The 21,195-nt window shown below is 57.0% G+C and carries 26 protein-coding genes; 23 read left to right on the top strand and 3 right to left on the bottom strand.

What is annotated here, in order from left to right:
- Window positions 1-50 precede the first annotated feature (50 nt).
- The 19 genes from AACY26_RS01965 to AACY26_RS02055 all read left to right on the top strand — a co-directional run bounded on the left by AACY26_RS01965 (window position 51) and on the right by AACY26_RS02055 (window position 17,132).
- Window positions 51-572, top strand: coding sequence for a sigma-70 family RNA polymerase sigma factor (locus tag AACY26_RS01965; protein WP_339510452.1), 522 nt, complete (start codon window positions 51-53; stop codon window positions 570-572).
- Between the two features lie 2 nt (window positions 573-574).
- Window positions 575-1,519 carry a FecR domain-containing protein gene (locus AACY26_RS01970; RefSeq protein WP_339510454.1) on the top strand — a complete coding sequence of 315 codons (945 nt, stop codon included), beginning with the start codon at window positions 575-577 and terminating at the stop codon, window positions 1,517-1,519.
- 112 nt (window positions 1,520-1,631) lie between these two features.
- Window positions 1,632-4,136 carry a TonB-dependent siderophore receptor gene (locus tag AACY26_RS01975; protein ID WP_339510456.1) on the top strand — a complete coding sequence of 835 codons (2,505 nt, stop codon included), beginning with the start codon at window positions 1,632-1,634 and terminating at the stop codon, window positions 4,134-4,136.
- Window positions 4,137-4,331: 195 nt separating this feature from the next.
- Window positions 4,332-4,622, top strand: a complete 291-nt coding sequence (locus tag AACY26_RS01980) for a DUF3649 domain-containing protein (RefSeq protein WP_339510458.1) — start codon at window positions 4,332-4,334, stop codon at window positions 4,620-4,622.
- Window positions 4,619-6,256 (top strand): PepSY-associated TM helix domain-containing protein, encoded by a 1,638-nt coding sequence (locus AACY26_RS01985; protein ID WP_339510460.1) that lies wholly within the window; start codon window positions 4,619-4,621, stop codon window positions 6,254-6,256. Before AACY26_RS01980 ends, AACY26_RS01985 begins: the two co-directional genes overlap by 4 nt.
- Entirely contained in the window at window positions 6,256-6,600 is a 345-nt protein-coding gene (locus AACY26_RS01990; RefSeq protein WP_339510462.1) for a DUF3325 domain-containing protein, read from the top strand. The genes AACY26_RS01985 and AACY26_RS01990 overlap by 1 nt, the downstream gene beginning before the upstream one ends.
- 32 nt (window positions 6,601-6,632) lie before the next feature.
- Window positions 6,633-7,799 carry an efflux RND transporter periplasmic adaptor subunit gene (locus AACY26_RS01995; RefSeq protein WP_445261275.1) on the top strand — a complete coding sequence of 389 codons (1,167 nt, stop codon included), beginning with the start codon at window positions 6,633-6,635 and terminating at the stop codon, window positions 7,797-7,799.
- The gene (locus AACY26_RS02000) at window positions 7,793-9,745 is read left to right on the top strand and encodes a MacB family efflux pump subunit (RefSeq protein WP_339510466.1); all 1,953 of its coding nucleotides are present in this window, start codon (window positions 7,793-7,795) and stop codon (window positions 9,743-9,745) included. The genes AACY26_RS01995 and AACY26_RS02000 overlap by 7 nt, the downstream gene beginning before the upstream one ends.
- 13 nt (window positions 9,746-9,758) lie before the next feature.
- Window positions 9,759-11,144, top strand: a complete 1,386-nt coding sequence (locus tag AACY26_RS02005) for an efflux transporter outer membrane subunit (protein WP_339510468.1) — start codon at window positions 9,759-9,761, stop codon at window positions 11,142-11,144.
- Between the two features lie 118 nt (window positions 11,145-11,262).
- Window positions 11,263-11,511, top strand: coding sequence for a hypothetical protein (locus AACY26_RS02010; protein ID WP_339510470.1), 249 nt, complete (start codon window positions 11,263-11,265; stop codon window positions 11,509-11,511).
- A gap of 70 nt (window positions 11,512-11,581) precedes the next feature.
- Window positions 11,582-11,863: a peptidylprolyl isomerase gene (locus AACY26_RS02015; RefSeq protein WP_339510472.1), complete on the top strand. Its 282-nt coding sequence runs from the start codon at window positions 11,582-11,584 to the stop codon at window positions 11,861-11,863.
- A gap of 321 nt (window positions 11,864-12,184) precedes the next feature.
- Window positions 12,185-12,796 (top strand): hypothetical protein, encoded by a 612-nt coding sequence (locus AACY26_RS02020; RefSeq protein WP_339510474.1) that lies wholly within the window; start codon window positions 12,185-12,187, stop codon window positions 12,794-12,796.
- A gap of 10 nt (window positions 12,797-12,806) precedes the next feature.
- A complete protein-coding gene (locus tag AACY26_RS02025) occupies window positions 12,807-13,385 on the top strand; it encodes a hypothetical protein (RefSeq protein WP_339510476.1) in 579 nt (192 codons plus the stop codon).
- Window positions 13,386-13,702: 317 nt separating this feature from the next.
- The gene (locus AACY26_RS02030) at window positions 13,703-14,404 is read left to right on the top strand and encodes a YebC/PmpR family DNA-binding transcriptional regulator (RefSeq protein ID WP_339510478.1); all 702 of its coding nucleotides are present in this window, start codon (window positions 13,703-13,705) and stop codon (window positions 14,402-14,404) included.
- A gap of 153 nt (window positions 14,405-14,557) precedes the next feature.
- On the top strand, window positions 14,558-15,193 hold the full coding sequence (locus AACY26_RS02035) for a hypothetical protein (RefSeq protein WP_339510480.1): 636 nt from the start codon (window positions 14,558-14,560) through the stop codon (window positions 15,191-15,193).
- Between the two features lie 29 nt (window positions 15,194-15,222).
- Window positions 15,223-15,645, top strand: coding sequence for an NUDIX hydrolase (locus AACY26_RS02040; protein ID WP_339510482.1), 423 nt, complete (start codon window positions 15,223-15,225; stop codon window positions 15,643-15,645).
- Between the two features lie 111 nt (window positions 15,646-15,756).
- A complete protein-coding gene (locus AACY26_RS02045; RefSeq protein WP_339510484.1) occupies window positions 15,757-16,014 on the top strand; it encodes a hypothetical protein in 258 nt (85 codons plus the stop codon).
- Window positions 16,015-16,148: 134 nt separating this feature from the next.
- On the top strand, window positions 16,149-16,673 hold the full coding sequence (locus AACY26_RS02050; RefSeq protein WP_339510486.1) for an ankyrin repeat domain-containing protein: 525 nt from the start codon (window positions 16,149-16,151) through the stop codon (window positions 16,671-16,673).
- A gap of 123 nt (window positions 16,674-16,796) precedes the next feature.
- On the top strand, window positions 16,797-17,132 hold the full coding sequence (locus AACY26_RS02055; RefSeq protein WP_339510488.1) for a DUF2025 family protein: 336 nt from the start codon (window positions 16,797-16,799) through the stop codon (window positions 17,130-17,132).
- 145 nt (window positions 17,133-17,277) lie between these two features.
- On the opposite strand, the gene AACY26_RS02060 is transcribed toward AACY26_RS02055, so the two are convergent.
- Window positions 17,278-17,433 carry a hypothetical protein gene (locus tag AACY26_RS02060; RefSeq protein ID WP_339511750.1) on the bottom strand — a complete coding sequence of 52 codons (156 nt, stop codon included), beginning with the start codon at window positions 17,431-17,433 and terminating at the stop codon, window positions 17,278-17,280.
- A gap of 21 nt (window positions 17,434-17,454) precedes the next feature.
- Here AACY26_RS02060 and AACY26_RS02065 point away from each other — a divergent pair, with 21 nt between their 5' ends.
- The 3 genes from AACY26_RS02065 (at window position 17,455) to msrA (ending at window position 19,141) form a co-directional block, all read left to right on the top strand.
- A complete protein-coding gene (locus AACY26_RS02065) occupies window positions 17,455-17,868 on the top strand; it encodes a GNAT family N-acetyltransferase (protein WP_339511686.1) in 414 nt (137 codons plus the stop codon).
- 62 nt (window positions 17,869-17,930) lie between these two features.
- Complete coding sequence (gene msrB, locus AACY26_RS02070) at window positions 17,931-18,455, top strand: peptide-methionine (R)-S-oxide reductase MsrB (protein ID WP_339510490.1); 525 nt, start codon at window positions 17,931-17,933, stop codon at window positions 18,453-18,455.
- A 2-nt stretch (window positions 18,456-18,457) separates the two neighbouring features.
- Window positions 18,458-19,141 (top strand): peptide-methionine (S)-S-oxide reductase MsrA, encoded by a 684-nt coding sequence (gene msrA, locus AACY26_RS02075; protein ID WP_339510492.1) that lies wholly within the window; start codon window positions 18,458-18,460, stop codon window positions 19,139-19,141.
- Window positions 19,142-19,225: 84 nt separating this feature from the next.
- Here the strand turns inward: msrA and AACY26_RS02080 are convergent, their stop codons facing one another.
- Both AACY26_RS02080 and AACY26_RS02085 read right to left on the bottom strand, forming a co-directional pair.
- Window positions 19,226-19,570: a hypothetical protein gene (locus tag AACY26_RS02080; RefSeq protein WP_339510494.1), complete on the bottom strand. Its 345-nt coding sequence runs from the start codon at window positions 19,568-19,570 to the stop codon at window positions 19,226-19,228.
- An 84-nt stretch (window positions 19,571-19,654) separates the two neighbouring features.
- The gene (locus AACY26_RS02085; RefSeq protein WP_339510496.1) at window positions 19,655-20,497 is read right to left on the bottom strand and encodes a CvfB family protein; all 843 of its coding nucleotides are present in this window, start codon (window positions 20,495-20,497) and stop codon (window positions 19,655-19,657) included.
- 319 nt (window positions 20,498-20,816) lie between these two features.
- Here AACY26_RS02085 and AACY26_RS02090 point away from each other — a divergent pair, with 319 nt between their 5' ends.
- A complete protein-coding gene (locus tag AACY26_RS02090) occupies window positions 20,817-21,005 on the top strand; it encodes a hypothetical protein (RefSeq protein WP_339510498.1) in 189 nt (62 codons plus the stop codon).
- Window positions 21,006-21,195 lie beyond the last annotated feature (190 nt).

Genomic DNA, 21,195 nt, shown 5'->3' on the forward strand with positions numbered 1-21,195 from the left:
GCTGCAATCCATAGAGAATAAATGATATCAATTATCATTTAGGCTCCGCGGTGTTCTCGCCTCCTCCCCCTTCCGAGCTGGCCAACCAGCAAGCGTTTCATTCGCTCTATCACCAGCATCACGCCTGGCTAAAAATGTGGCTGCGCAAACGCCTGTCTTGCGCAGAAAGCGCTGCTGATTTGGCGCAAGACACTTTTGTCCGCGTATTGGCCAACCGCCAAACTCAAGAGCTGCGTGAGCCCCGCGCCTACCTCAGCAGCATTGCCCGCAGTTTGATGATTGATGGTTTCCGCCGTCGGGCGCTGGAAAAATCCTATCTGGAAGCCTTGGCAGCCATGCCAGAGCAACTGGAAATATCACCGGAAACCCGGGTACTGATCCTCGAAACCCTAGTGGAAATCGACCGCATGCTCGACAACCTGGGCACGCGCGGCCGTGAGATTTTCCTCTTGGCCCAACTTGATGGCCTGAGCCAGGTCGAAATTGGTCGACGCCTTGGCCTTTCAACCAATACCGTGCGCAAACACCTGGTCCGCGCCCTGACGCAGTGCATGCTGTTGATTGAGGATTAAGCGTGAGCGCCCCTGTGTCTACCGCCGTTCTGCAGGCTGCCGCCAACTGGTATCTCGATCTGCAAGAAGCACCGGATAACACAGCCCTGCTTGACGCACACCAACGCTGGCTGGCCGCCGATGGCGCCCATCGCCAAGCCTGGACACGCCTGGAAAAACTCCAGGGCAAGCTGGCGACCCTGCCTGCAAGCCTGGCACGACCCACGCTGTCGGTTGCTGGAAATAAACGGCGCGAGGGCCTCAAGCTGCTCGGTTTGTTACTGGCAACTGGTGGCGTATCGGGTCTAGCCTGGCAATCGACCACCTTCAGCAGCCTGCGCGCCGACCAACGCACCGCCACCGGCGAGCGACGCAATATCCGGCTTGACGACGGCAGCACCGTGCAACTCAACAGCGCCACCGCACTGAATGTCGACTACGGCAAACAGCTCCGTGAAATCAGCCTGCTACAGGGTGAGATCCTGGTCCAGACCGCCGTAGATCAACAAGCTCGACCCTTTGTTGTACACACCGAGCAAGGCAGCATCCGTGCGTTGGGTACACGCTTTTTAGTCCAGCGTGAAGGCGAGTTCACTCAAGTTCGCGTGCTGCAACACGCGGTCGAAGTCCGCACAGCAGACAACCAACCGCCCGTGCGCGTGGAAACTGGCCAACAACTGCGTTTCAGCGCCAGTAAAGCGCTGGCTGTAGAACCGTTGGAAAGCCATGCGGATGCCTGGGTCAATGGCATGTTGATCGTCAGCGATTGGCCCTTGCCGAGATTTATCGCAGAGCTGGCCCGCTATCGCCCGGGCGTGCTGCGTTGCGACCCGAACCTGAGTCAGCTGCGTATTTCGGGCGCCTTCCAATTGGCGGACAGCGACGCGATTCTCGATAACCTGAGCACCACACTGGCGCTGCGCATTCGTAGAGTCAGCCCTTATTGGGTGAGTGTTGAGCGCGCCTAAGCCTTGATAAAAATATTTCAGCTGGGAGTTGTTGATTCGTATTCTCAACCGTCTTGGTAGTTAAAGCGCTTATTTGGCGCTGGACCACAGAACAACTATCAAAGGACCTTCCATGCCGCTCCAGACTGTCACGCGCCGCGCCCGGCTGCTTTACTCCGCCTTGCCTGATCCACTGTGCGTGGCCATTCATCGTGCAGTATTGGGCGCAGCGCTTGCCATACCGCTGGCCACGGCCTTGCAGGTCCAGCCAGCCTTCGCCGAATCGGTGGTGACAGAGCAGGAGTTCAGCATCGCCCCCGGTACGCTGGAGTCTGCACTCAATAGTTTTGCCGCTACCGCTGGCGTCAGTGTGTCGTCTACCCCGGAACTGATCCGAGGTCGGCAATCGGCAGGCCTACGGGGGCGCTACACCAATGATCAGGCGCTGGAAAAACTGCTGATGGGCAGCCGCCTGAAGGTGGTACGTCAAGCCAATGGCAGCTATTCACTGCTACCACCAACCGCCGCTGAAGCCAGCAGCAACAGCGCGCTGGAGCTGGATGCCACCTACGTCACCGGGCTCAGCCTTGGGGCAACCACCGAAGGCACGGGCTCCTACACCACCGGTTCGACCAGCACCGCAACAGGCCTGCCTTTGTCGATCCGGGAAACCCCGCAATCGGTGAGCGTGATGACCCGTCAGCGCATTGATGACCAAGGCCTCACCCAACTTAATGATCTGGTGCGCCAAGTGCCGGGGCTGAGCATTAACCAAAGCGGTAACGGCGGCTCGGATACCAGCGAGATCTATTCGCGCGGCTTTGCCGTGGAGAACTATCAGGTCGACGGCGTGCAGTGGCTCAGCAGCAACTATAAGTCGATCATCCAAAGCAACGACCTGGCGCTCTACGATCGGGTTGAAATCATTCGCGGCGCCACCGGCTTGACCAATGGCATCGGAACGCCGGGCGCAACCCTGAACATGATCCGCAAGAAACCGACATTCGAGCCACAAACCAGCCTCAGTGTCACTGGCGGCTCCTGGGACTACCAGCGCACTGAGCTGGACACCAGTGGCCCGCTGACCGAGAGCGGTAATATCCGTGGCCGTCTGGTTGGGGTTTATCAGGATAACGAGTCATATATCGACCGCTTTAACGAACGCAAGAAAGTCTTCTACGGCGTGATCGAGGCCGACCTTACGCCCGACACCCTGCTCAGCGTCGGCATGGATTATCAAAGCCATCAGGCCGATGACCATGCGCGCAGCGGTTTACCGCTGTACAACCAGGATGGCTCGCTCGCCGACTGGTCCGACTCTGATTCAGCGGGTGCAGCCTGGGCTTACTCAAACCGTACATTCACCTCTGGCTTTGCCACTCTGGAACAGCGTCTGAACGAGCGCTGGAAAGCCAAGCTGTCACTCAACCAGGGCCGCTACGAATACGATGAAGTCATAGGGTACGCCGCCAGTGGTTTTCCTGACCCGGCCACCGGAGCGGGCATGGGCTTGTGGGCGGGCCGCTGGGAGGCCAAGCCGGTGCAAACCAGTATCGACCTGAATTTTGCCGGTAGCTTCGACCTTTTTGGCCGCGAGCATGATGCGGTCTTTGGCTACAGCCAGCAAGACACCGAGTACCGCACCAACGGTTATCCCCTTTGGCGTTTCGCGGACTGGGACAACTCGATTGACAACATCTACAACTGGGACGGCCAGGACCCGGGCAAACCCGCGATGCCAGCCACCAGTCGAATCGATTACGAAGAAGCCCAAACCGCCGCCTATGGCAGCCTGAGACTGCGGGCTAGCGACGCGCTATCGGTGATTCTCGGGGCCAGGGTCAGCGACTGGGAAAACACCGTCAATACCGATTACTACGACCCGGCCGCCGCCGACACCGATGACAAACGCACCGAAACCGGCGTGGTGACACCCTTCGCCGGCCTGGTTTACGACCTTAACGATAACTGGTCGCTCTACGGCAGTTACACCAGTATTTTCAAACCACAGAGCAACATGACCGAAACAGGCAACTACATCGACCCACTCGAAGGCGTGGGCTATGAAGTTGGCAGCAAGGCGGCATTCTTTGATGATCGCCTCAACCTCGGCCTGGCGCTGTATCAAATCGAACAAGACAACCTGGCCGTGGCGATCCCCGGCGTGCTCGCGCCAGATGGCAACCAGGCTTACAAAGCCGAGTCCGGCACCAAGACCCGTGGCTTTGAGGTGGAAGTCTCCGGTGAACTGGCCCCGGACTGGGAAGCCAGCGCCAGCTTCAGCCGCAACATCGTACAAGACAGCGACGGCAACAAGCTCAACACCAATATCGCCCAAAACACCGCCAAATTGTTTACCACCTACACCCTGCGTAGCATCGGCAATGGCCTGACCCTGGGCGGCGGCGTCAATTGGCAGAGTGAGATCTACAGCGATGGTATGGGCCCGCTGGGCGTGCGCTTTACCCAGGATGACTACGCCCTGGTCGATGTGATGGCGCGTTACCCGCTGACCGAACAACTCAGCGCAACCCTCAACCTCAATAACTTGCTTGACGAGGAGTATTACACCAGCACCTCTTCCAGCTATTACGGTACGCCACGTAATGCAACCCTGGGGTTGCGCTTCAATTTCTAAGTCGCAACAGACTGCCAGGCAGGGCCGCCTGGCAGTCTGCGGATACATATTGTCACAGCTAAATATTGTGTTGCCTTGTGGTTTTGTCGTGCTCGTTCGTTTTAAGCTATACGTAACTGATTCTTGTTAAGATTATATTTCGTCCCGCGGCCATGCCGACGGACTTCCCTTGCTCCAAACGATGGCTGCTTGCTGATGAAATCGACTTCCCCTTCCCGTGGCCGCATCTTGCTGTCACGCACCGCCGCCGCGATTTTCGGCGGGTATGCGCTGACCTCGGCCAGCGTGATTTTTCTCGGCGCGGTGCTGCCCCTGCCCAAAAGCCAGGCGATTCTGGCGTCTTCATTGACCAGCTTCGCGGTCTACACCGCCGCCATCATTTGGGTTTTCGCAGTGCAGGACAACCGTCGGGCCTGGCTCGGCCTCTTGTTACCGGCAATGGTTCTGGCCCCACTTGGCTGGTGGCTTGGGAGGGGAATGGTATGACTCAGGCAGTCAAGAAAGAAGGCCTGCGCCAGTCGATGGCATGGCTACACACCTGGGGTGGCTTGTGGGCCTGCTGGATACTCTTTGTAGTCTTTATCACTGGCTCCCTTGGGGTCTTCGATGAAGCCATCACCCGCTGGATGAAACCGCAAATCCCGCAGGCTGGCGAAGTTCGCGGCATGGACGACGGCGTTGACCGCCCTCTGGCCGTGCGTGTCGGCCAGGCCTATTTGCGCGAGCATGTGCCAAGCAGCCATTTCTGGGGCATCGGCCTGCCGAGTGACACGGACCCGGCTGTGCGGGTTTTCTGGCAGGACGAAAAGGAGCAGTTCCAGAACCTGCGTCTTGATGCGACTAACGGTGAGCCGATCAAGGCCAGTACCGAGCGCGAGAGTGAAGGCGGCCACCACTTCGTGCACATGCACTTCGAGTTCCACGCTGGAACCGCGGGTATCTGGCTGGTTGGCTTTTTCACCATGGCCATGCTCGTCGGCTTGGTCAGTGGCGTCATTACCCACAAGCGCATCTTCAAGGACTTTTTCACCTTCCGGCCCGGCAAGCAGCAGCGCAGCTGGCTGGACGCACATAATGCGGTGTCGGTGCTGAGCTTGCCGTTCCAGTTGATGATTGCCTACACCGGCCTGGCAACCTTTTACATGCTGTACATGCCCGCCGGTATCGAGACCCACTACAGCACCGACGATGCCTACTTCGCCGACCTGCTGACCCAGCCGACGCCGCGTGAAGAGACTGGCATCAAGGCCGAGGTCACGGCGCTCGACCAGATATTGATCAGCAGCGAAAAACAACTGCAACGCCCACTCAGCTTTATCAGCGTCGAACACCCCGGTGACAGCAGCGCCTCGATTGTGACCTTTGGCCGCTTTATCGAAAAAACCGGTGAATACCGCTTGCTCGGCGATGGCGGTGGCCAGGTGTTCTTCGATGGCGTCAGTGGCGAGCAGCAGGATATCCAGGCGCCGGGAGAATTGCGCGGCGGCGCGGCCCAGGATGTGCAGTCGGTCATGCGTAACCTGCATTTTGCCGCCTTCGGTGGCCTTACCGCCCGCTGGCTCTATTTCATCTGTGGCCTGGCGGGTGCGGCGATGATGGCAACCGGCGCAATCCTGTTTATGGTCAAGCGTCGCCAGCGTTCTCTGAATGAGTTCGGAGCTCGTACACCGCAGGTTTACAGAATCATCGAGGTACTCAACATCGGCTCCATCAGCGGCATCAGCCTGGCCTGCATTGCCTTTTTCTGGGGCAATCGCCTGATCCCGCTGGGTGTCACTGACCGACCCGAATGGGAAGTCATCAGTTTCTTCGTGGTCTGGTTGCTGACCTACGTGCATGCCGCCATACGCCCGGCTACACGGGCCTGGATCGAACAGTTGCTAGCAGTAGCGGCGCTGTGCCTGGCCCTGCCGCTGCTCAACTGGCTGGTGGTCGGCGACCAGTTCATCAGCTATCTGCAACGAGGCGATGGCGAGCGTGCTGCAGTCGAGTTGACCGCCATGTTTATCGGCCTATTGAGTCTGTGGACCGCGCGCAAGCTCTGGCTGAAAAGCCGGCAAAAGGTCGAGCGCAAGACACCGCAACCCAGCTTGAACACCGCCAAAGTAGAGGTGGCTTGATGAACATCACACTCGCCCTGCTGCTCGGCGCAGCCCTGTGCTACGCCGGAATGGCTGCGCTATGCCTGGCGATGGACAGGCACCACCGCCAAGTCTGGAACCGCACCGGCGCAACCCGGCAAAAGGCCCTGCGCGCCATTGGCTGGTTGCTGCTGGCAGCCGCCATCTGGCCATGCGTCCGCGTCTGGGGCAGCTCGGTTGGCGTGGTCATCTGGTTTGGCCTGCTGAGCGCGGCGGCAATGGTTCTGGTCTTTCTTCTGCCCTATCGCCCGAAAGCAGCCGCCTTGTTAATGGGTGTGACAGCTCTGGGCAGCCTGCCTGCGTTGCTATGGAGTGCCGGCTAAGTCCGGAACCGTTAAAGGACTAACCCATGAGTTTGCGTCACCCCAAAGTGCTACAGCGTGCACTGCTGCTGGCGGTACCGCTGTTGCTGCTGGCTGCTGCGTGGCTATGGCCAAGCACCTCGGCCTCGGCCTTTGCGACCGAAGCGGTGCGCCGTGGCGATATCGAAGCCACGGTCATCGCCATCGGCACCTTGCAGCCTCGTGAGTCGGTGGATGTAGGCGCACAGGTGTCCGGCCAGATCATCCGGCTGCATGTCGAAGCCGGAGATCAAGTCAAGCAAGGCCAGTTGCTGGCCGAGATCGACGCCAGCCTGCACCAGGCCACAGTCGAGGCGGACCGTGCGGCGCTTGATGGTTTGCGCGCCCAGCTTGAAGCTCAACAAGCGCAGTTCATCCTGGCGCAACAGCAACACCGTCGCCAGGGACGCCTGGCACAGGCTCAAGCCACTCGCGATGAAGATGTGCAGATTGCCGCAGCAGCACTAGCAACCGCCCAAGCCCAGCTCAAGCAATTGCGTGCGCAAATCGCTGAAAGCCAGGCGCGGCTCAAGGGCAACGAAGCACAACTGAGCTACACCAAACTCTATGCGCCAATTGCCGGCACGGTGCTGGGCGTCGATGTGAAGCAGGGGCAAACCCTCAACGCTACATACCAGACGCCAACCGTAATGCGGATTGCCGACTTATCGGCAATGACGGCCTGGACCAAGGTATCGGAAGCGGATATTCGCCAACTGAAAACCGGTGTCAGCCTGTACTTCACCACATTGGGCGGCGACGGCAGGCGCTGGCACGCCAAGATCCGCCAGATATTGCCCTCGCCGCAGGTCGCCAGCACTAATTCAGCAGAGGCAGGTGCCCCTGCGCCAGCTACCAAGGCCGTGCAATACACGGTGTTGTTTGACGTCGACAACCTGGACGGCGAACTGATGCCGCAGATGACTGCCCAGGTGACCTTTATCACCGCCTCGGCCCAAAACGTACTCACCGCACCGCTGGAGGCACTGCAAGCGGTCGAAGGTGAAGCAGGCCTGTTCCGCGCGCGGGTGCTCAATGCCAAGGGTCGCCCCGAATGGCGCGACATTCAGATCGGCACCCGCAACCGTCAGCGGGTTGAAGTCGTTGGGGGCTTGCAGGAACACGAACTGCTGGTCACCGCTGAACTGGCCGACACCGCTGTGAATCGTTTCCAGTGGTAAGCCCTGCACCGCTCATTGAGCTAAGCAACATCCGCCGCTGTTATGGCGGCAGTGACGGCGCCCCGGAAGTCACTGTTCTGCGCGGCATCAGCCTGAGCATCAACGCCGGGGAATTTGTCGCCATCGTCGGCGCTTCAGGTTCTGGCAAATCAACCCTGATGAACCTGCTCGGCTGCCTTGATCGCCCAACCTCCGGCGCCTACCGGTTTGCCGGGCGTGATGTGGCCAACTTCAACAGCGACCAACTGGCCTGGCTGCGGCGCGAAGCCTTTGGCTTCGTGTTTCAGGGCTACCACTTGATCGCCACTGAATCGGCCCGGGAAAACGTCGAAATTCCTGCGCTGTACGCGGGCGCCTCGGCTGAGCAACGGCGTCAACGCGCCAGCCAGTTACTGGCTCGCCTTGGCCTGGCGGAACGGCTTGAACATCGGCCCAGCCAGCTCTCCGGTGGTCAGCAACAGCGCGTATCGATTGCCCGGGCGCTGATGAATGGCGGGCGCATCATCCTTGCCGATGAACCCACAGGCGCGCTCGATTCGCACAGCGGTCAAGAGGTCATGGCCCTGCTACGCGAACTGGCGGCGGCCGGGCATACCATCATCCTGATCACCCACGACCGCGACGTAGCCGCTCAGGCGCAGCGGGTAATCGAAATCCTCGATGGTGAAATCGTCAGCGACAGTGGCGCCGTTACGCCTGCCCAAGCCTTGCCAGCACCGGACATGCAGGACGCCGAGCGTCGGCAAAACCTGCCCTGGTGGCAAACCACAAGCGAAGTGGCACGTTCGGCCTGGCGGGTTATGGCGCTCAACCGTTTCCGCACCGCATTGACACTACTGGGCATCATCATCGGCGTGGATTCGGTGATCGTCATGCTGGCCATTGGTCTTGGCACCAAGCAAAAAGTCATGGCGCAACTGGCCTCGATGGGCGCCACCACCCTGTACCTGTACAGCGCCCAGCCGCCTGAAGGCGGGCCATGGGGCGTGCTCACCGAAGCCGATATGCAAGCGGTGGTAGCGCTGCCCGAAGTTGATCTGGCCACGCCGGTGATTGGTAATGCCTTGACCGTGCAATATGGCAATACATCGCGCGACATCTATGTCTACTCAAGCAACCAGCAACTGCCCGCCATTCACCATTGGCCACTGGCACTGGGCCGGTTCTTCAATGCGACTGAAGATCAGTCCCTCGCGCCGGTGGTGGTTCTCGGCCACAAGACTCGCCAGCAGTTCTTCCGCGATGAACCCAACCCGCTGGGACGCCAGTTGTTGATCGGCGATGCACCATTCGAGGTTATCGGGGTCATGGCGGAGAAAGGCAAAGAGTCTGGCGCAGACTACTACGACGAAATGGTGTTTATCCCCTACAAATCGGGCCGGGCACGGGTTTACCAAGATATTCTCGACCCCGAATACGCCACCCTTACCGCCGTCTCGACGCGCCAGGTGACGGCGGCTGGCGAGGCCGTGCGCGAGCTATTGCTGGCCCGTCATGGCCGCGAGGACTTTGCCGTGGACAACGCTGCCGCCAAGGTTCAGGCCGAAGCAGAAACCCAAGACAGCATGACCCGCATGCTCGGCCTGATCGCAGCAGTATCGCTGCTGGTTGGCGGTATCGGCGTGATGAATGTGATGCTGATGACAGTACGCGAACGCACCCGCGAAATTGGTATCCGCATGGCCACCGGCGCCCGACAACGCGACATCCTCCAACAGTTTCTCGGCGAAGCGGTGTTGGTCACCCTGGTCGGCGGCAGCATCGGCGTGCTGCTGGGCTTGCTGGTCGGCGCCGGGCTGATTTGGTGGCAGGTGCCGTTGATCTTTTCCCTAAGCGCAATGCTTGCAGCCTTCGCCTGCGCAGTCGCCACAGGCCTGCTGTTTGGCTACCTGCCAGCCAGAACCGCAGCGGCCCTCAACCCGGTTGACGCCTTGGCGTCGCAATAAAATGTACCTGCCCATGAACGCTCGTTTAGTGCTGCTCGCTCTGTTTGCCCTGCACGGATGTACGCGCCAGGAGCCTGTGCTCGACGAGTTGCCCGCCGCGCCACAAAACTGGCAGCACGCACCGGCAAGCACAGCCCCCACGCACCCAAACTGGTGGCGCGGCTTTGCCAGCAGCGAGCTGGATCAACTGGTCGAGCAAGCGCTGCTCAACAATTATGATCTCGCCGCTGCCCTGGCCCGGGTACAACAGGCCCAAGCCAGCGCCCGGATTGCTGGCGCGCCCTTGTTACCGCAACTGGATGCCAACCTTGGTGCAAGCCGCAATGGCCGCCTCAGTGGTGACAGCCAAGTCGATGGTAATCGCTACTTCACTGGGCTTGCCGCGAGCTACGAAGTAGACCTTTGGGGCCGCCTGCAAGCCGCTGACGACAGCGCCCTGGCCAGCCTCAGGGCCAGCCAGTACGACCGCGCTGCCCTGCAAATCACCCTAAGTGCCAGCGTCGTTTCCAGTTGGTTGCAACAAGTCGGCTTGCAGCAACGCGTGGCCATCGCCCAGCTCAACCTGAGCAACGCCGAACGGGTGCTGGGTATCGTAGAATCTCGCCAGCTCGCCGGTGCAGCGACCAACCTTGAACTGGCTCAGCAACGCGGGATTGTCGCTCAACAGCGCCTCAGCCTGGCCAGCCTGAAACAGCAACGTGATGACAGCCAAGTCACCTTAGCCGTGCTTTTGGGACAAACCAGTAGCGCCACGCTGCCACTGACGGAACAGCAGTTGGGCAACCTGCAGTTGCCCACAATCAGCGCGGGAATCCCCAGCCAGCTATTGCTCCAACGACCCGATCTGGCGCGTGCTGAAGCCCAACTGGCAGCGGCCGATGCAAACGTAAACGCTGCCCGTGCGGCCCTGTTGCCAAGGCTGAACCTGAGCGCAGCGGTCGATAGCAATGTCGGCCATGCCTCTGACTTGCTGTCTAATCCGGTCTATTCACTGGGTGCAGCCCTGCTCGCCCCGATTTTCGATGGCGGTCTGCTCAGCGCCCAACATGAGTTAACCAAGGCGCGACGCAGTGAGCTATTGGCCAACTACCGCACCGGCATCGTCAACGCCTTTGCCGACGTTCAGCAAGCGCTCAACGCCTTGGCTGGTATCGAGGCGCAATTACAAGCGCAGAGCCAGGTACAACAACAAGCCACCCTGGCTTTGCGTTTATCCGAAGAACGTTACCGGGCCGGAGCTGAAACCCTGCTGACCTTGCTCGATAGCCAACGCACGCTGTATGCAGCCCAAGACGACACAGCCCAGCTGCAACTCGCCCGCCTGCAAGCCGGGACCGCACTAAACCGGGCACTGGGGGGGCGGCTGGCAGAAAAATGCGCAACAGCTAAGCGCCGCTGAGCAGCAGTAGCCATACTCGGCGCCCTCCAGCCATCTGAGACGCTGCCTTCTCCCCAACGCAGCGGTTGAACTGCGCGTATACTCGCGCCCTCTCTTCTACTGTCGTATGCAAACCACCATGAAAACCACTGAGTCGCCAGCCCCTGTCCTCGACACCCAGGCCGTTGCATCAACCGCCACAGAGGTCGCTGGCGAAGCCGCGAACAAACCCGCAATCCCGGCCTTCAAGTTTCCGTTCTCACCCGCCAGCTATGCACCGGGCAAGAGCGATGGCCAGGCGTGGCACGCCAAAGGCAATAAATCGGCCCACGAGAAGAAAATCGGCCCAGCACCCAACGGTACGCGGCGCTCAATGGGCAAGCGCTAACGCGCTCAGCGATGCAATCGCCACCTAATTACGGTAGGCTCAGCAGCTTATCTGATAGGAGTACACCCCCATGGCCCGAGCCACTGCCCGTCACATCCTGGTTTCCAGCGAAGCCAAATGCAATGAACTGAAAGCCTCCATCGAAGCCGGAGCTGACTTTGCGCAAGTTGCGAAAGACAACTCCAGCTGCCCATCAAGCCGCGACGGTGGCAACCTGGGTACTTTCGGTCCAGGCCAGATGGTTAAGGAATTCGACACTGTCGTATTCAGCGCTCCGGTTAATGTCGTCCAGGGCCCAGTGAAAACCCAATTCGGTTATCACCTGCTCGAAGTCACAGACCGCCAAGACTGATGACGCTGCTACGCGCCGTTGCCTAACGGCGCGTTTGCTTCAACTTCCCGCTCCTCCCCCTCTGCACCAAGCCCTCGCGCTCGCTAAGCACCTCAATAGCCTAGAAACGCGCATTTGCGTTCGAGTCAAATCATTAGAACGGCTAAAAACCTCGGCAACCGAGGCAAACTCACCTTCGCACGCCAAATAAACAGCGCCAATAAAATACTAAAATGTGATGTCGTTTTGATATCATTTGTTTGCTGAGGCTAGAATTCGCGCCGTTTTTTACAGCACCCGCAAATGTTCATCCAAACCTCATTGTCCAAAACAAGGACGTTTATGAAGCCTTATCTATACCTTTGCCTCGGCACGCTGTGCCTGAGCCTGACCGGATGTATTTCCTTCACCCCGGCGGGGCCGATTGGCCCACCTGAACATAAAGCAGCACAGACTCAACCCCGTGCCGCAATGATCAGCGATGTGGTGATCTCAGATACTCAGATCAACAATGACTTGCGCGTGACATTAAGCCATCAATTCACAGAGCAACTGGCACGACGCATTGAACAAGGCGAGTACTTCAAACAAGTCTTGAGCTTTCCCGCCAAGTTAGGGGACGACGATGTAACCCTCAAATTCGATTTCAGCTCCTTGAAGGCCAAGCGCACGCCACACCCTGCCTACGTTCCCGGCGCGTTGCTCACGCTCACGGTCTGGATCTGGGCGAACGGCCCTATCTACGTCGATAAATATGACCTTGCAGGCGAGCTTTCGATTGCCGACGCGCAAGGCAAGCTGCTCGCTCAGAGCCACAAAGTCATCAAGCGCGAGCAGAACATCGGGCTCTGGGATGACGACTATATAACCATGACTCTAGGTTCAGACCAGGTTAATGAATTGGTCGAACAACTGATCCAAGACAGCACACAAAAACTTGCCAACAACGGATAAGGACATCGTCATGAAACAGCTTGTTGAAGCAATTTTCGCCTGTGCGCTGCTCTCTCTGAGCGGCTGCGTCTCATACTCCAACCATGAACTCGCCAGTGTTGAGCAATGGCCTCCGGCAGCCTCAAAGACCAACGAGCCATCGGCCTTTATCAACGTCAATACCCAATACTTATTGAATGACCAAGCCAGAGCCGGTGGCTTTAATCAGACTCAGTTAGAGGCACTGATACTCAAGCAGTATCAAAGCAGCGGACGTTTCAGCTCGGTGACAACCAACAAACAGGCAGCAGACCTGTATATCACCATTGACATCAGCAACCATGAACGCAGCAATCTATTCAGTGCAGTGCTGACAGGACTGACACTGTTTGTGATTCCGACTCGCGCCACCAACGAGCTGACGATGGAAACAACCTTCAAGGATGTTGACGGCAAGGTTCTTGGCCGGATCAAGAAGCAAGAAACCATCACCACCTGGATGCAGTTGCTGATGGTGTTTGCCCTGCCCTTCAATGAGTCTGCGGATAATATCTTGACCCAGTTGACGCAAAGCACGCTTGAAGCAGCCGCCCAACAAAAGCTGATTTAAAGCAAAGCCTGCTGCTCTCAAGTAACCCTTGGGTTCAGCAGGCCAATCCTGTCGGGTGGCCAAACAGGCTTGTGCCTCTGGATTTGATCGGCTGTCATGTGAACCCGCGAAGTCCTTGCCAAAACCGTAATTACTTGCCGAGAGCCCCAAGCTAGAGGGCTTGAGCTTTTAATCGCCAGCTTGTGTGAATTTGGTGGGTGCCAGCCTTGCTCGGAACGATTAAAATATCCGACTCACTTTCTGATGCCCGAGCCCCACGCCTGCAAGGCGGCTGCGTTTGGGTGAACTTATTCTATTACTGACTCAAGAGAATCCCCATGGGCGCACAGTGGAAAGCCAAACCTAAAGAAGCTGCAGCCAACGCACGCGGCAAGATTTTTGGTCGCCTGGTTAAAGAGATCATGATCGCGGCCCGAAATGGTGCCGACCCGGACATGAACCCCAAGCTGCGCCTTGCTGTGCACCAGGCGAAAAAAGCCTCCATGCCCAAGGACACTCTGGAGCGCGCGATCAAGAAAGGCGCTGGCCTGCTGGGTGAGACAGTCAACTTTGAACGCACCACCTACGAAGGCTTCGCGCCTCATCAAGTGCCGGTGATCGTCGAATGCCTGACCGACAACATCAACCGCACTGTTGCTGAAGTCCGGGTACTGTTCCGTAAAGGCCAGATGGGCGCGTCTGGCTCTGTGGCTTGGGATTTTGACCACGTGGGCTTGATCGAGGCATCGCCTGAAGGTGATGCAGATGCCGAGTTGGCCGCAATCGAAGCCGGCGCCCAGGATTTTGCCGAGGCTGATGAAGGCAACACCCTGTTCATCACCGAAATTACCGATCTGGACGCTGTGTCCCGCGCGCTGCCAGAACACGGCTTTACCGTGAACTCGGCGCATATTGGCTACCGTCCAAAGAACCCGGTGACCACTTTGAGCGCCGAACAACTTGAGGAAGTTGAAGCCTTCCTCGAAGCGATCGATGCCCACGATGACGTGCAAAACGTCTATGTAGGCCTGGCAGGTTAAATCCAGCCTGCGACCGGCAGGCTGTTTTGCCCAAAGCGGCACGGCGCTGCAGGTAAAGATCATCGCCGGATCACCTTTGAAACAGTGACTTTTCAAAGGTGCTCTAATTGGACCGGGATGCAGCCCCCAGCGTGATATCCCCAGGAGTTTGCTTTGCACAAATTGTTAATCCTCGCGGCCTGCGCCTTGCTTAGCGCATGCGCCAGCACCGCTCCAAACGAGGTCAGCTCGCAGTCGACCTACGAACATTCGGTCGCGGCAGGTTCCAGCCCTATGGCGAAAACCACCCTTGAAGCACTGCATAATGCCGAGGTTATCCCCCTGCCGGTAAACCCGGGTGTCCCCGTGCCTTCGTGGACAATCACCGCCGACCAGCCGCGCCTGGATTTTGGCAGTTCTATTTCAAATTACCGGGTGTTCTCACTGAGCCTGAAAAAGGGTGAACACTTCAATCTCAATGTTAATTCTCGCTGCAACGACTCGTGTCTGGGCGTGAGTAAATTCGCCATCAAACCGCGCGCCATGCTGCTCGACAGCTACGGCGTGGTAATAGCTAGCAAGCCATCCCATGCATCGACCAATATTGGTCAGGTGAATATGGGCTGGGAAGGCGAAGCCCCCGAAAGCGGGACCTATTACCTGCTGGTTGCAGCGGATAACGAAGATATCGGAAAAACCATTGTGATCGACGATGTATGGCTCAATAACTCGCCATTGATGTCAGTCAAGGTCGGCATGAACAGCCAATCACTCGACGAAACTAGCGCGTTCTCCAACACGCTGCGCTAACCCACATGTCTCATAACCAATAGCAGCGCATGCCAAACGAACTTACGGTCCTGAACATCGCTGCTATTTGCTTATTCGATTTGAATGGGCGCTTGCTTCTGGTGCGCAAGCGCGACACTCAAGCCTTTATGCTCCCGGGTGGCAAATGCGAGCCAGGAGAAAGCTCGCTTAACGCGCTACAGCGCGAACTGCTGGAAGAACTAGAGCTGCGCCTCGATGTGAGCAGCATCAGTTTGCTCGGCCAGTTTTCAGCGCCAGCCGCCAACGAGGTCAACACCCGCATTGCCGCAACGGTATACCGTGCCGCCCTGCCGCATAGGGTTTATCCAGCGGCTGAGCTTGAGCAGCTCGAATGGCTAGAGGCGCAAAAGCCATGGCCTGATAACCTCGCCCCGCTCCTTTCTGAGCATGTTTTGCAAGCACTTGGCGGCATCTGGACTGCGAATCTCTAAATCAGCCTTACAAAACTTCAATAGCCACTATTAGAACGATCGATTTCTACTGCCCAGCGCCCCTGAATAATCTATACGCATCCCCAAATGCTCAGATCAACAGGTGTCCAGATGAAACGCTCAATCGCTCTTTTGCTTACTGTCTTAACTGTGCTTCTCAGCGGTTGTGCCGCGCAACCTGAATCCAGGGAACCGGCCTACACTGACGCCGAAGTCAAGCAGTTCGCTCTTGAGGTGCTGAGCCGCAGCAGCCTGTCGATGGAAGATTACGAGAAAATCCGCAAGGCCTTGCTCAACCCGAATCACAGCATGTCCAACTCGATCAAGAACGTTAAAACGGCTGCCGAGTTTAGCCCCGACAGAGGTTAGAAAACTCAATGGCGACGCCCAGCTGGATAAATCACCTTGATCAATAAAGCCAATCGGTACATTTGCCCGAACCCCGTTATGCTGTAGGCAGACTAACTGCCTAAGCCCAAGATTTTTTTATCAAGGAGGGTTAAATGACCGAACAACAGAGCAATGCTGGCGAACCACTTGACGACGAAACCCTGGCATTCGCCGAGCGGGTCTTCGATCATGCGCGCAGTGGCGATACCGAAACCTTGAGGGCAATGATCGAACAGGGTCTACCCGTAAACCTGCGCAATCACAAAGGTGACAGCCTGTTGATGCTGGCGAGCTATCACGGGCACATCGAAACCTCGAAAATGCTCCTGGCGGCCAAGGCTGACCCTGACCTGCGCAACCAAAACGGCCAGACACCGCTGGCTGGCGCAGCCTTCAAAGGCAACCTCGACATTATCAAAATGCTACTTGAGCATGGCGCAGATGTTGAAGGCACTACGCCTGATGGCAAAACTTCACTGATGATGGCAGCGATGTTTAACAATGTTGCCGCCATTGACTTGTTGCTCAGCCACGGCGCCAACCCCAAAAGCTGCGACAACAACGGCGTGACGCCGTTGAGCGCAGCAAAACTCATGGGCGGCCCCGAAGCAGTGGCGCGCCTGGAGCAGGAGCAGTAACGCCCTGGCGGGAATTCCAACCCTTTGTCGAGCTTATTGCGCAGGGTATTGATCCTGAGCAATAAGCCCATCGCCAAGCCCATTAGCCTGTGATCATCCTTCGTTTATTACAGGCCAAGCATCATGAGCATTACCTCCGCCGACATCTGTAGCGCTGCCGATCAACTACAGGGACTTGTAGGGTTTAATCAAAAGACCGACCAGTACATCGTGCGGTTTAGTGAAGACTCCTTTGGCCTGGATATTCTTCAGGACTCAATACAAGCAACCAGCGAGTTCGTCTGGAGCCTGCATCGCGATAACCAGATGCGTCTAGACCGCACGCGCATCCAGTTGCTGCTTGACCAGCATATCGATGAACGCCTGAACATCACCCTGCCAATCCAGCTGTATATGCAGCGCAACGACTTGCCTGAAATAGTTGCCGAACGCCGCATCAGCAGCACTGGTCAGCAGTGATGCATTGCAATAGCTGCTTTTTTGGCTAATGGGCGTAGACTGAATCCGACCAAGGCTTATCGGAGGGAGGTGGCAATGATCCAAATGCTCCACGCTCACTCACTTTTCACCCACTGAGGTAAAGATCATGAGCAAAGGTATGGATTCAAAAAAGAACAGCAAAAAGAAACCCCTGAAAACCGCTCAGGAAAAGCGCATGGCCAAAAAATCCAAGCATGAGGGTCAAACCCTGCTCGGCAGCCACGCCGCACACAACTGATACAATCACCCAGCGCTCGCCAAGTGCCAGCGCTGGGCCCATATCGACTCATCCTCAATGCCAATGCCTGCAACCCGCCTTCGCCTCCTACCTGAAACGCTGAAACCCTTGGCCAACAAGTTTTACGGCGCGCATCGCTCAAAGATGAAGGCCACCCGTGAAGATCAGGTCTGGGTCCTGGAGCAATCACAGATCATTGCCGCACTTTGCCTGCGACCTGTTGCCCACGGACACTGGTTGACCAGCTTATTCGTGGCGCCCGAACACCGCCAGCAAGGTCTTGCCAAACAGCTTATAAAGGCGGTTACAAGCACCTGCAGCGGCCCGGTCTGGTTGTTCTGCCATCCCTCCTTGCATGGCTTTTACCAGGCTTCGGGCTTTAGCCCTGCCGTGCAGTTGCCAGCCTCCCTTGATGAGCGGCTAACACGCTATCAACGCAGCAAACCGTTGATCGCCCTCACAACCCAAGACAAGTGAGCCCTGTAACAAGTGTCCATTTTTAACCTCTATATTGCTCATGACAGAGGATGAAGATACTCATGAAACGCCGTTCTTTTCTGCACGGTCTGGCCTTATTACCGGCGGCACCGCTGCTAGGCTCATTGATACAACCTGCCTTTGCTGAAACAGCAACAACGCAATCAGCCATCACCCCGCTGAACAAAGCACACGAGGCGTGGCGAAAAATACTTGCCCAAGATGCATACGCAGTCCTGTTTGAGGAAGACACTGAGCGCCCGAACAGCAGCCCACTCAACCATGAAAAGCGTGTAGGCACCTATATTTGCGCGGCCTGCTACTTGCCGCTGTTCCTCAGCGAGAACAAGTTCGACAGTGGCACCGGCTGGCCAAGCTTTACCCAACCCATTGCCGGACACACCGGCTCGAAGCGAGACTTCAAGCTGCTTTGGCCGCGCACTGAATATCACTGCATCCGCTGTGGTGGTCATCAGGGTCATCTGTTTAATGACGGCCCAGCGCCGCGTGGGGAACGCTGGTGTAACAACGGCGTTGCGCTGAAATTTGTTGCTAAAGGCCAAGACTTACCTGCTTTAAGGAGCTAATGATGCCTGCTGAATTATTCGCAAGAACCAAGCGTTTCGCACTTGTCAGCGCGGCACTGCTGCTAAGTGCCCTGCTCAGCGCTTGCGGACCAACATCTTCGCAACCTGCCAATGCGCAAGCCGCATCAACACCCTCGAGCATCGCCCTTAAGCCCGGCGAACAAGGGGTTGCCGTGTTTGCAGGCGGCTGTTTCTGGTGCACCGAGTCGGACTTTGACAAAGTACCCGGCGTTTTATCGACGACTTCCGGCTACATCGGCGGCTCAGTCGACAACCCAACGTATGAGCAAGTCTCATCGGGTAGAACCGGGCATCTGGAAGCGGTACTGGTAAGTTACGACCCAAGCAAGACCAGCTACGCAAAACTGCTCGAAGCCTACTGGCCAACCATCGACCCGTTGACCGCTAATGCGCAGTTCTGCGACCACGGCAGCCAATATCGCAGTGCAATCTTCTACAGCGATGATGCCGAAAAAGCGGCCGCGCAGGCATCCAAGGCCGCACTGCAGGACTCAGGCAAACTCGAAGGCAAGATTGTCACCGAGATATTGCCGGGCACCACCTTCTACCCCGCCGAGGAGTATCATCAGGACTACTACCTGAAAAATCCGCTGCGCTATAAGTACTACCGCACCGCCTGCGGCCGTGACTCACGACTCGAAGACATCTGGGGCAGTAAAGGCTAAGCGCTAGAGCCACAATCTCCAACACACAAAAAAACACCAGCGAATGGCATTCGACTGGTGTTTTTTATGGCTTGCAGTAAAAGATCAACGGTTGCCTTGTCGCTCATAGGTTGAACTGCCTGGCGTGCGCTCAACCTCGTGGCCGCCGGGATACACAGTGGTTTGGCGGATGCCACCGCGAGTTTCGAATGATTGATTGGCACTGCTGTTTTGCTGGTGGACAGAGCCATAATCGCTCGGCACTTGATAACCGCCATAGCCATTGTACTGCTGCGAGCTGCGCGACTGGCCGATACTCCCCGTCGCCCCGGGGCTGATATAGGTTTTGGGGATCACCCGGATCGTCTGTTGCCCCGCCTGATCGGCCTGCGCCATACCGAATGCGCCGAACAACAGTCCGGCGCTCAGCAAAATGTTCAGTTTGATCATGGGTTTAGCCTCTGCGTGGAGAACTGTATTAAATCAGACAACACAATCCCACAGAGGCTCCCTTGCAGCGATCACCGGCAATCGCTATTTGCCGATCAGCTCGATACGATCTTCGTGAATGGTGATCAGCCCTTGCTTGTACAAGCCGCCGATGGCTTTCTTGAAGTTGCCCTTGCTGACGCGAAATAAAGCGGTAATGGCTTCGGGCGAGCTTTTATCGCTAAGCGGCAACACACCATCGTTGTCGCGCAGCTTGCTCAACACCTGCTCACTCAAGCTACCAACAGCCTCCTGACCGATCGGCTGCAAGCTCAGGCTGATTTTGCCGTCACTGCGCATTTCCTTGATAAAACCTTTCTCCTGCATACCGCTGCGCACAAACTTGAACAGCTCGTTCTTGTGCAGCAAGCCCCAGTGCTTACCATTGATAATGGCTTTGAAACCCATGTCAGTGGCATCGGCAATCAACAGGTCAACTTCCTGGCCCGTCTTGTATGTCGCGGGGACGTTATCAAGATAGCGATCCAGTCGCGCTGTAGCTGTAATACGCTTGCTGCGCTTGTCCAGGAACACATGGACAACACAGTAATCACCAACCTGCAGCGGACGCTTCTCCTCGGAGTGCGGCAGCAGCAGATCCTTTGGCAGGCCCCAGTCGAGAAACAAGCCAACATGATTGATATCAATCACTTTCAGGCTGGCAAACTCACCCACCTGAACTTTCGGTTTTTCAGTGGTCGCGATCAGCTTGTCTTCACTGTCCAGATAGACAAATACATTCAGCCAGTCTTCCACCTCACTCGGGGTGTCGCTGGGAATATAACGCTTGGGCAATAAAATTTCGCCGTCAGCCCCGCCATCCAGATACAGGCCAAAGTCAGTGTGCTTTACGACCTGTAAAGAATTCATTCGTCCAATTAACGCCATGGTGCCCAACCCTCTTTGCAATGCCTGCATTCTAACCGAGTTGCAGCCAGTATTCTCGCTGGGCGTTGCCAATCACCTTCGTCCCGGTGATTGGCCTCCAGCAGCCTCCCGACCAATGGCAAAAAAACGATCAAAGCCTGATCAAATATTAATATTTAATTGAATAAAAACAGTTATTTGGAGGGTTCATCTAGATAATTAATAGCTTAATAAATCACTTTATTATTTTCTCGCTTATAAAAGTTCGACGTTATTAATCGAATAATTGTCAAGCATTTCATGTATACTGGTCGACCGAGTTAATTTTGAGTAAAGGTTAATGGCCGTCATGCGCGTAAAAGCATCCAACACCAAATCCAAACCAGCTCCGGCTGTAGAAACCAGCGCCTCGATTGACGCGCAGATCGCAGCTTTCCTGAAGTCGGGTGGTGAAATCCAGCAGATCGCCAAAGGCGTCAGCGGCCAGGTGTACGGCGCAACCAAGCAGATCACCATCGGCAAGAAGTAACACGAGCCGCCAGGCTCTATTGCTTCTAGGGCAATGTGACGGCAACCGCCAAACAGCGCTGCGCAGTGCTGTCAGGTTTGAATCTGTTGCCCGCTTGCCCTTTCGCCCCCCCTCTGAAACATTCCCGTCTCGCAGTCAGCCGCGAAGTCAGCGCTATTTTTCATATCAGCACTGGCGGTTAGCACACAGT

It is taken from the genome of Pseudomonas sp. RL_15y_Pfl2_60, assembly GCF_963970595.1.
Classification (GTDB): Bacteria; Pseudomonadota; Gammaproteobacteria; order Pseudomonadales; family Pseudomonadaceae; genus Aquipseudomonas.

Bases quoted from the DNA above. Each gene is read 5' to 3' on its own strand.
- AACY26_RS01975 (WP_339510456.1), top strand. From the start codon at position 1,632: ATGCCGCTCCAGACTGTCACGCGCCGCGCCCGGCTGCTTTACTCCGCC.
- AACY26_RS01980 (WP_339510458.1), top strand. From the start codon at position 4,332: ATGAAATCGACTTCCCCTTCCCGTGGCCGCATCTTGCTGTCACGCACC.
- AACY26_RS01985 (WP_339510460.1), top strand. From the start codon at position 4,619: ATGACTCAGGCAGTCAAGAAAGAAGGCCTGCGCCAGTCGATGGCATGG.
- AACY26_RS01990 (WP_339510462.1), top strand. From the start codon at position 6,256: ATGAACATCACACTCGCCCTGCTGCTCGGCGCAGCCCTGTGCTACGCC.
- AACY26_RS02005 (WP_339510468.1), top strand. From the start codon at position 9,759: ATGAACGCTCGTTTAGTGCTGCTCGCTCTGTTTGCCCTGCACGGATGT.
- AACY26_RS02010 (WP_339510470.1), top strand. From the start codon at position 11,263: ATGAAAACCACTGAGTCGCCAGCCCCTGTCCTCGACACCCAGGCCGTT.
- AACY26_RS02015 (WP_339510472.1), top strand. From the start codon at position 11,582: ATGGCCCGAGCCACTGCCCGTCACATCCTGGTTTCCAGCGAAGCCAAA.
- AACY26_RS02020 (WP_339510474.1), top strand. From the start codon at position 12,185: ATGAAGCCTTATCTATACCTTTGCCTCGGCACGCTGTGCCTGAGCCTG.
- AACY26_RS02025 (WP_339510476.1), top strand. From the start codon at position 12,807: ATGAAACAGCTTGTTGAAGCAATTTTCGCCTGTGCGCTGCTCTCTCTG.
- AACY26_RS02030 (WP_339510478.1), top strand. From the start codon at position 13,703: ATGGGCGCACAGTGGAAAGCCAAACCTAAAGAAGCTGCAGCCAACGCA.
- AACY26_RS02040 (WP_339510482.1), top strand. From the start codon at position 15,223: ATGCCAAACGAACTTACGGTCCTGAACATCGCTGCTATTTGCTTATTC.
- AACY26_RS02045 (WP_339510484.1), top strand. From the start codon at position 15,757: ATGAAACGCTCAATCGCTCTTTTGCTTACTGTCTTAACTGTGCTTCTC.
- AACY26_RS02050 (WP_339510486.1), top strand. From the start codon at position 16,149: ATGACCGAACAACAGAGCAATGCTGGCGAACCACTTGACGACGAAACC.
- AACY26_RS02055 (WP_339510488.1), top strand. From the start codon at position 16,797: ATGAGCATTACCTCCGCCGACATCTGTAGCGCTGCCGATCAACTACAG.
- AACY26_RS02060 (WP_339511750.1), bottom strand. From the start codon at position 17,433: ATGGGCCCAGCGCTGGCACTTGGCGAGCGCTGGGTGATTGTATCAGTT.
- AACY26_RS02065 (WP_339511686.1), top strand. From the start codon at position 17,455: ATGCCTGCAACCCGCCTTCGCCTCCTACCTGAAACGCTGAAACCCTTG.
- msrB (WP_339510490.1), top strand. From the start codon at position 17,931: ATGAAACGCCGTTCTTTTCTGCACGGTCTGGCCTTATTACCGGCGGCA.
- msrA (WP_339510492.1), top strand. From the start codon at position 18,458: ATGCCTGCTGAATTATTCGCAAGAACCAAGCGTTTCGCACTTGTCAGC.
- AACY26_RS02080 (WP_339510494.1), bottom strand. From the start codon at position 19,570: ATGATCAAACTGAACATTTTGCTGAGCGCCGGACTGTTGTTCGGCGCA.
- AACY26_RS02085 (WP_339510496.1), bottom strand. From the start codon at position 20,497: ATGGCGTTAATTGGACGAATGAATTCTTTACAGGTCGTAAAGCACACT.
- AACY26_RS02090 (WP_339510498.1), top strand. From the start codon at position 20,817: ATGGCCGTCATGCGCGTAAAAGCATCCAACACCAAATCCAAACCAGCT.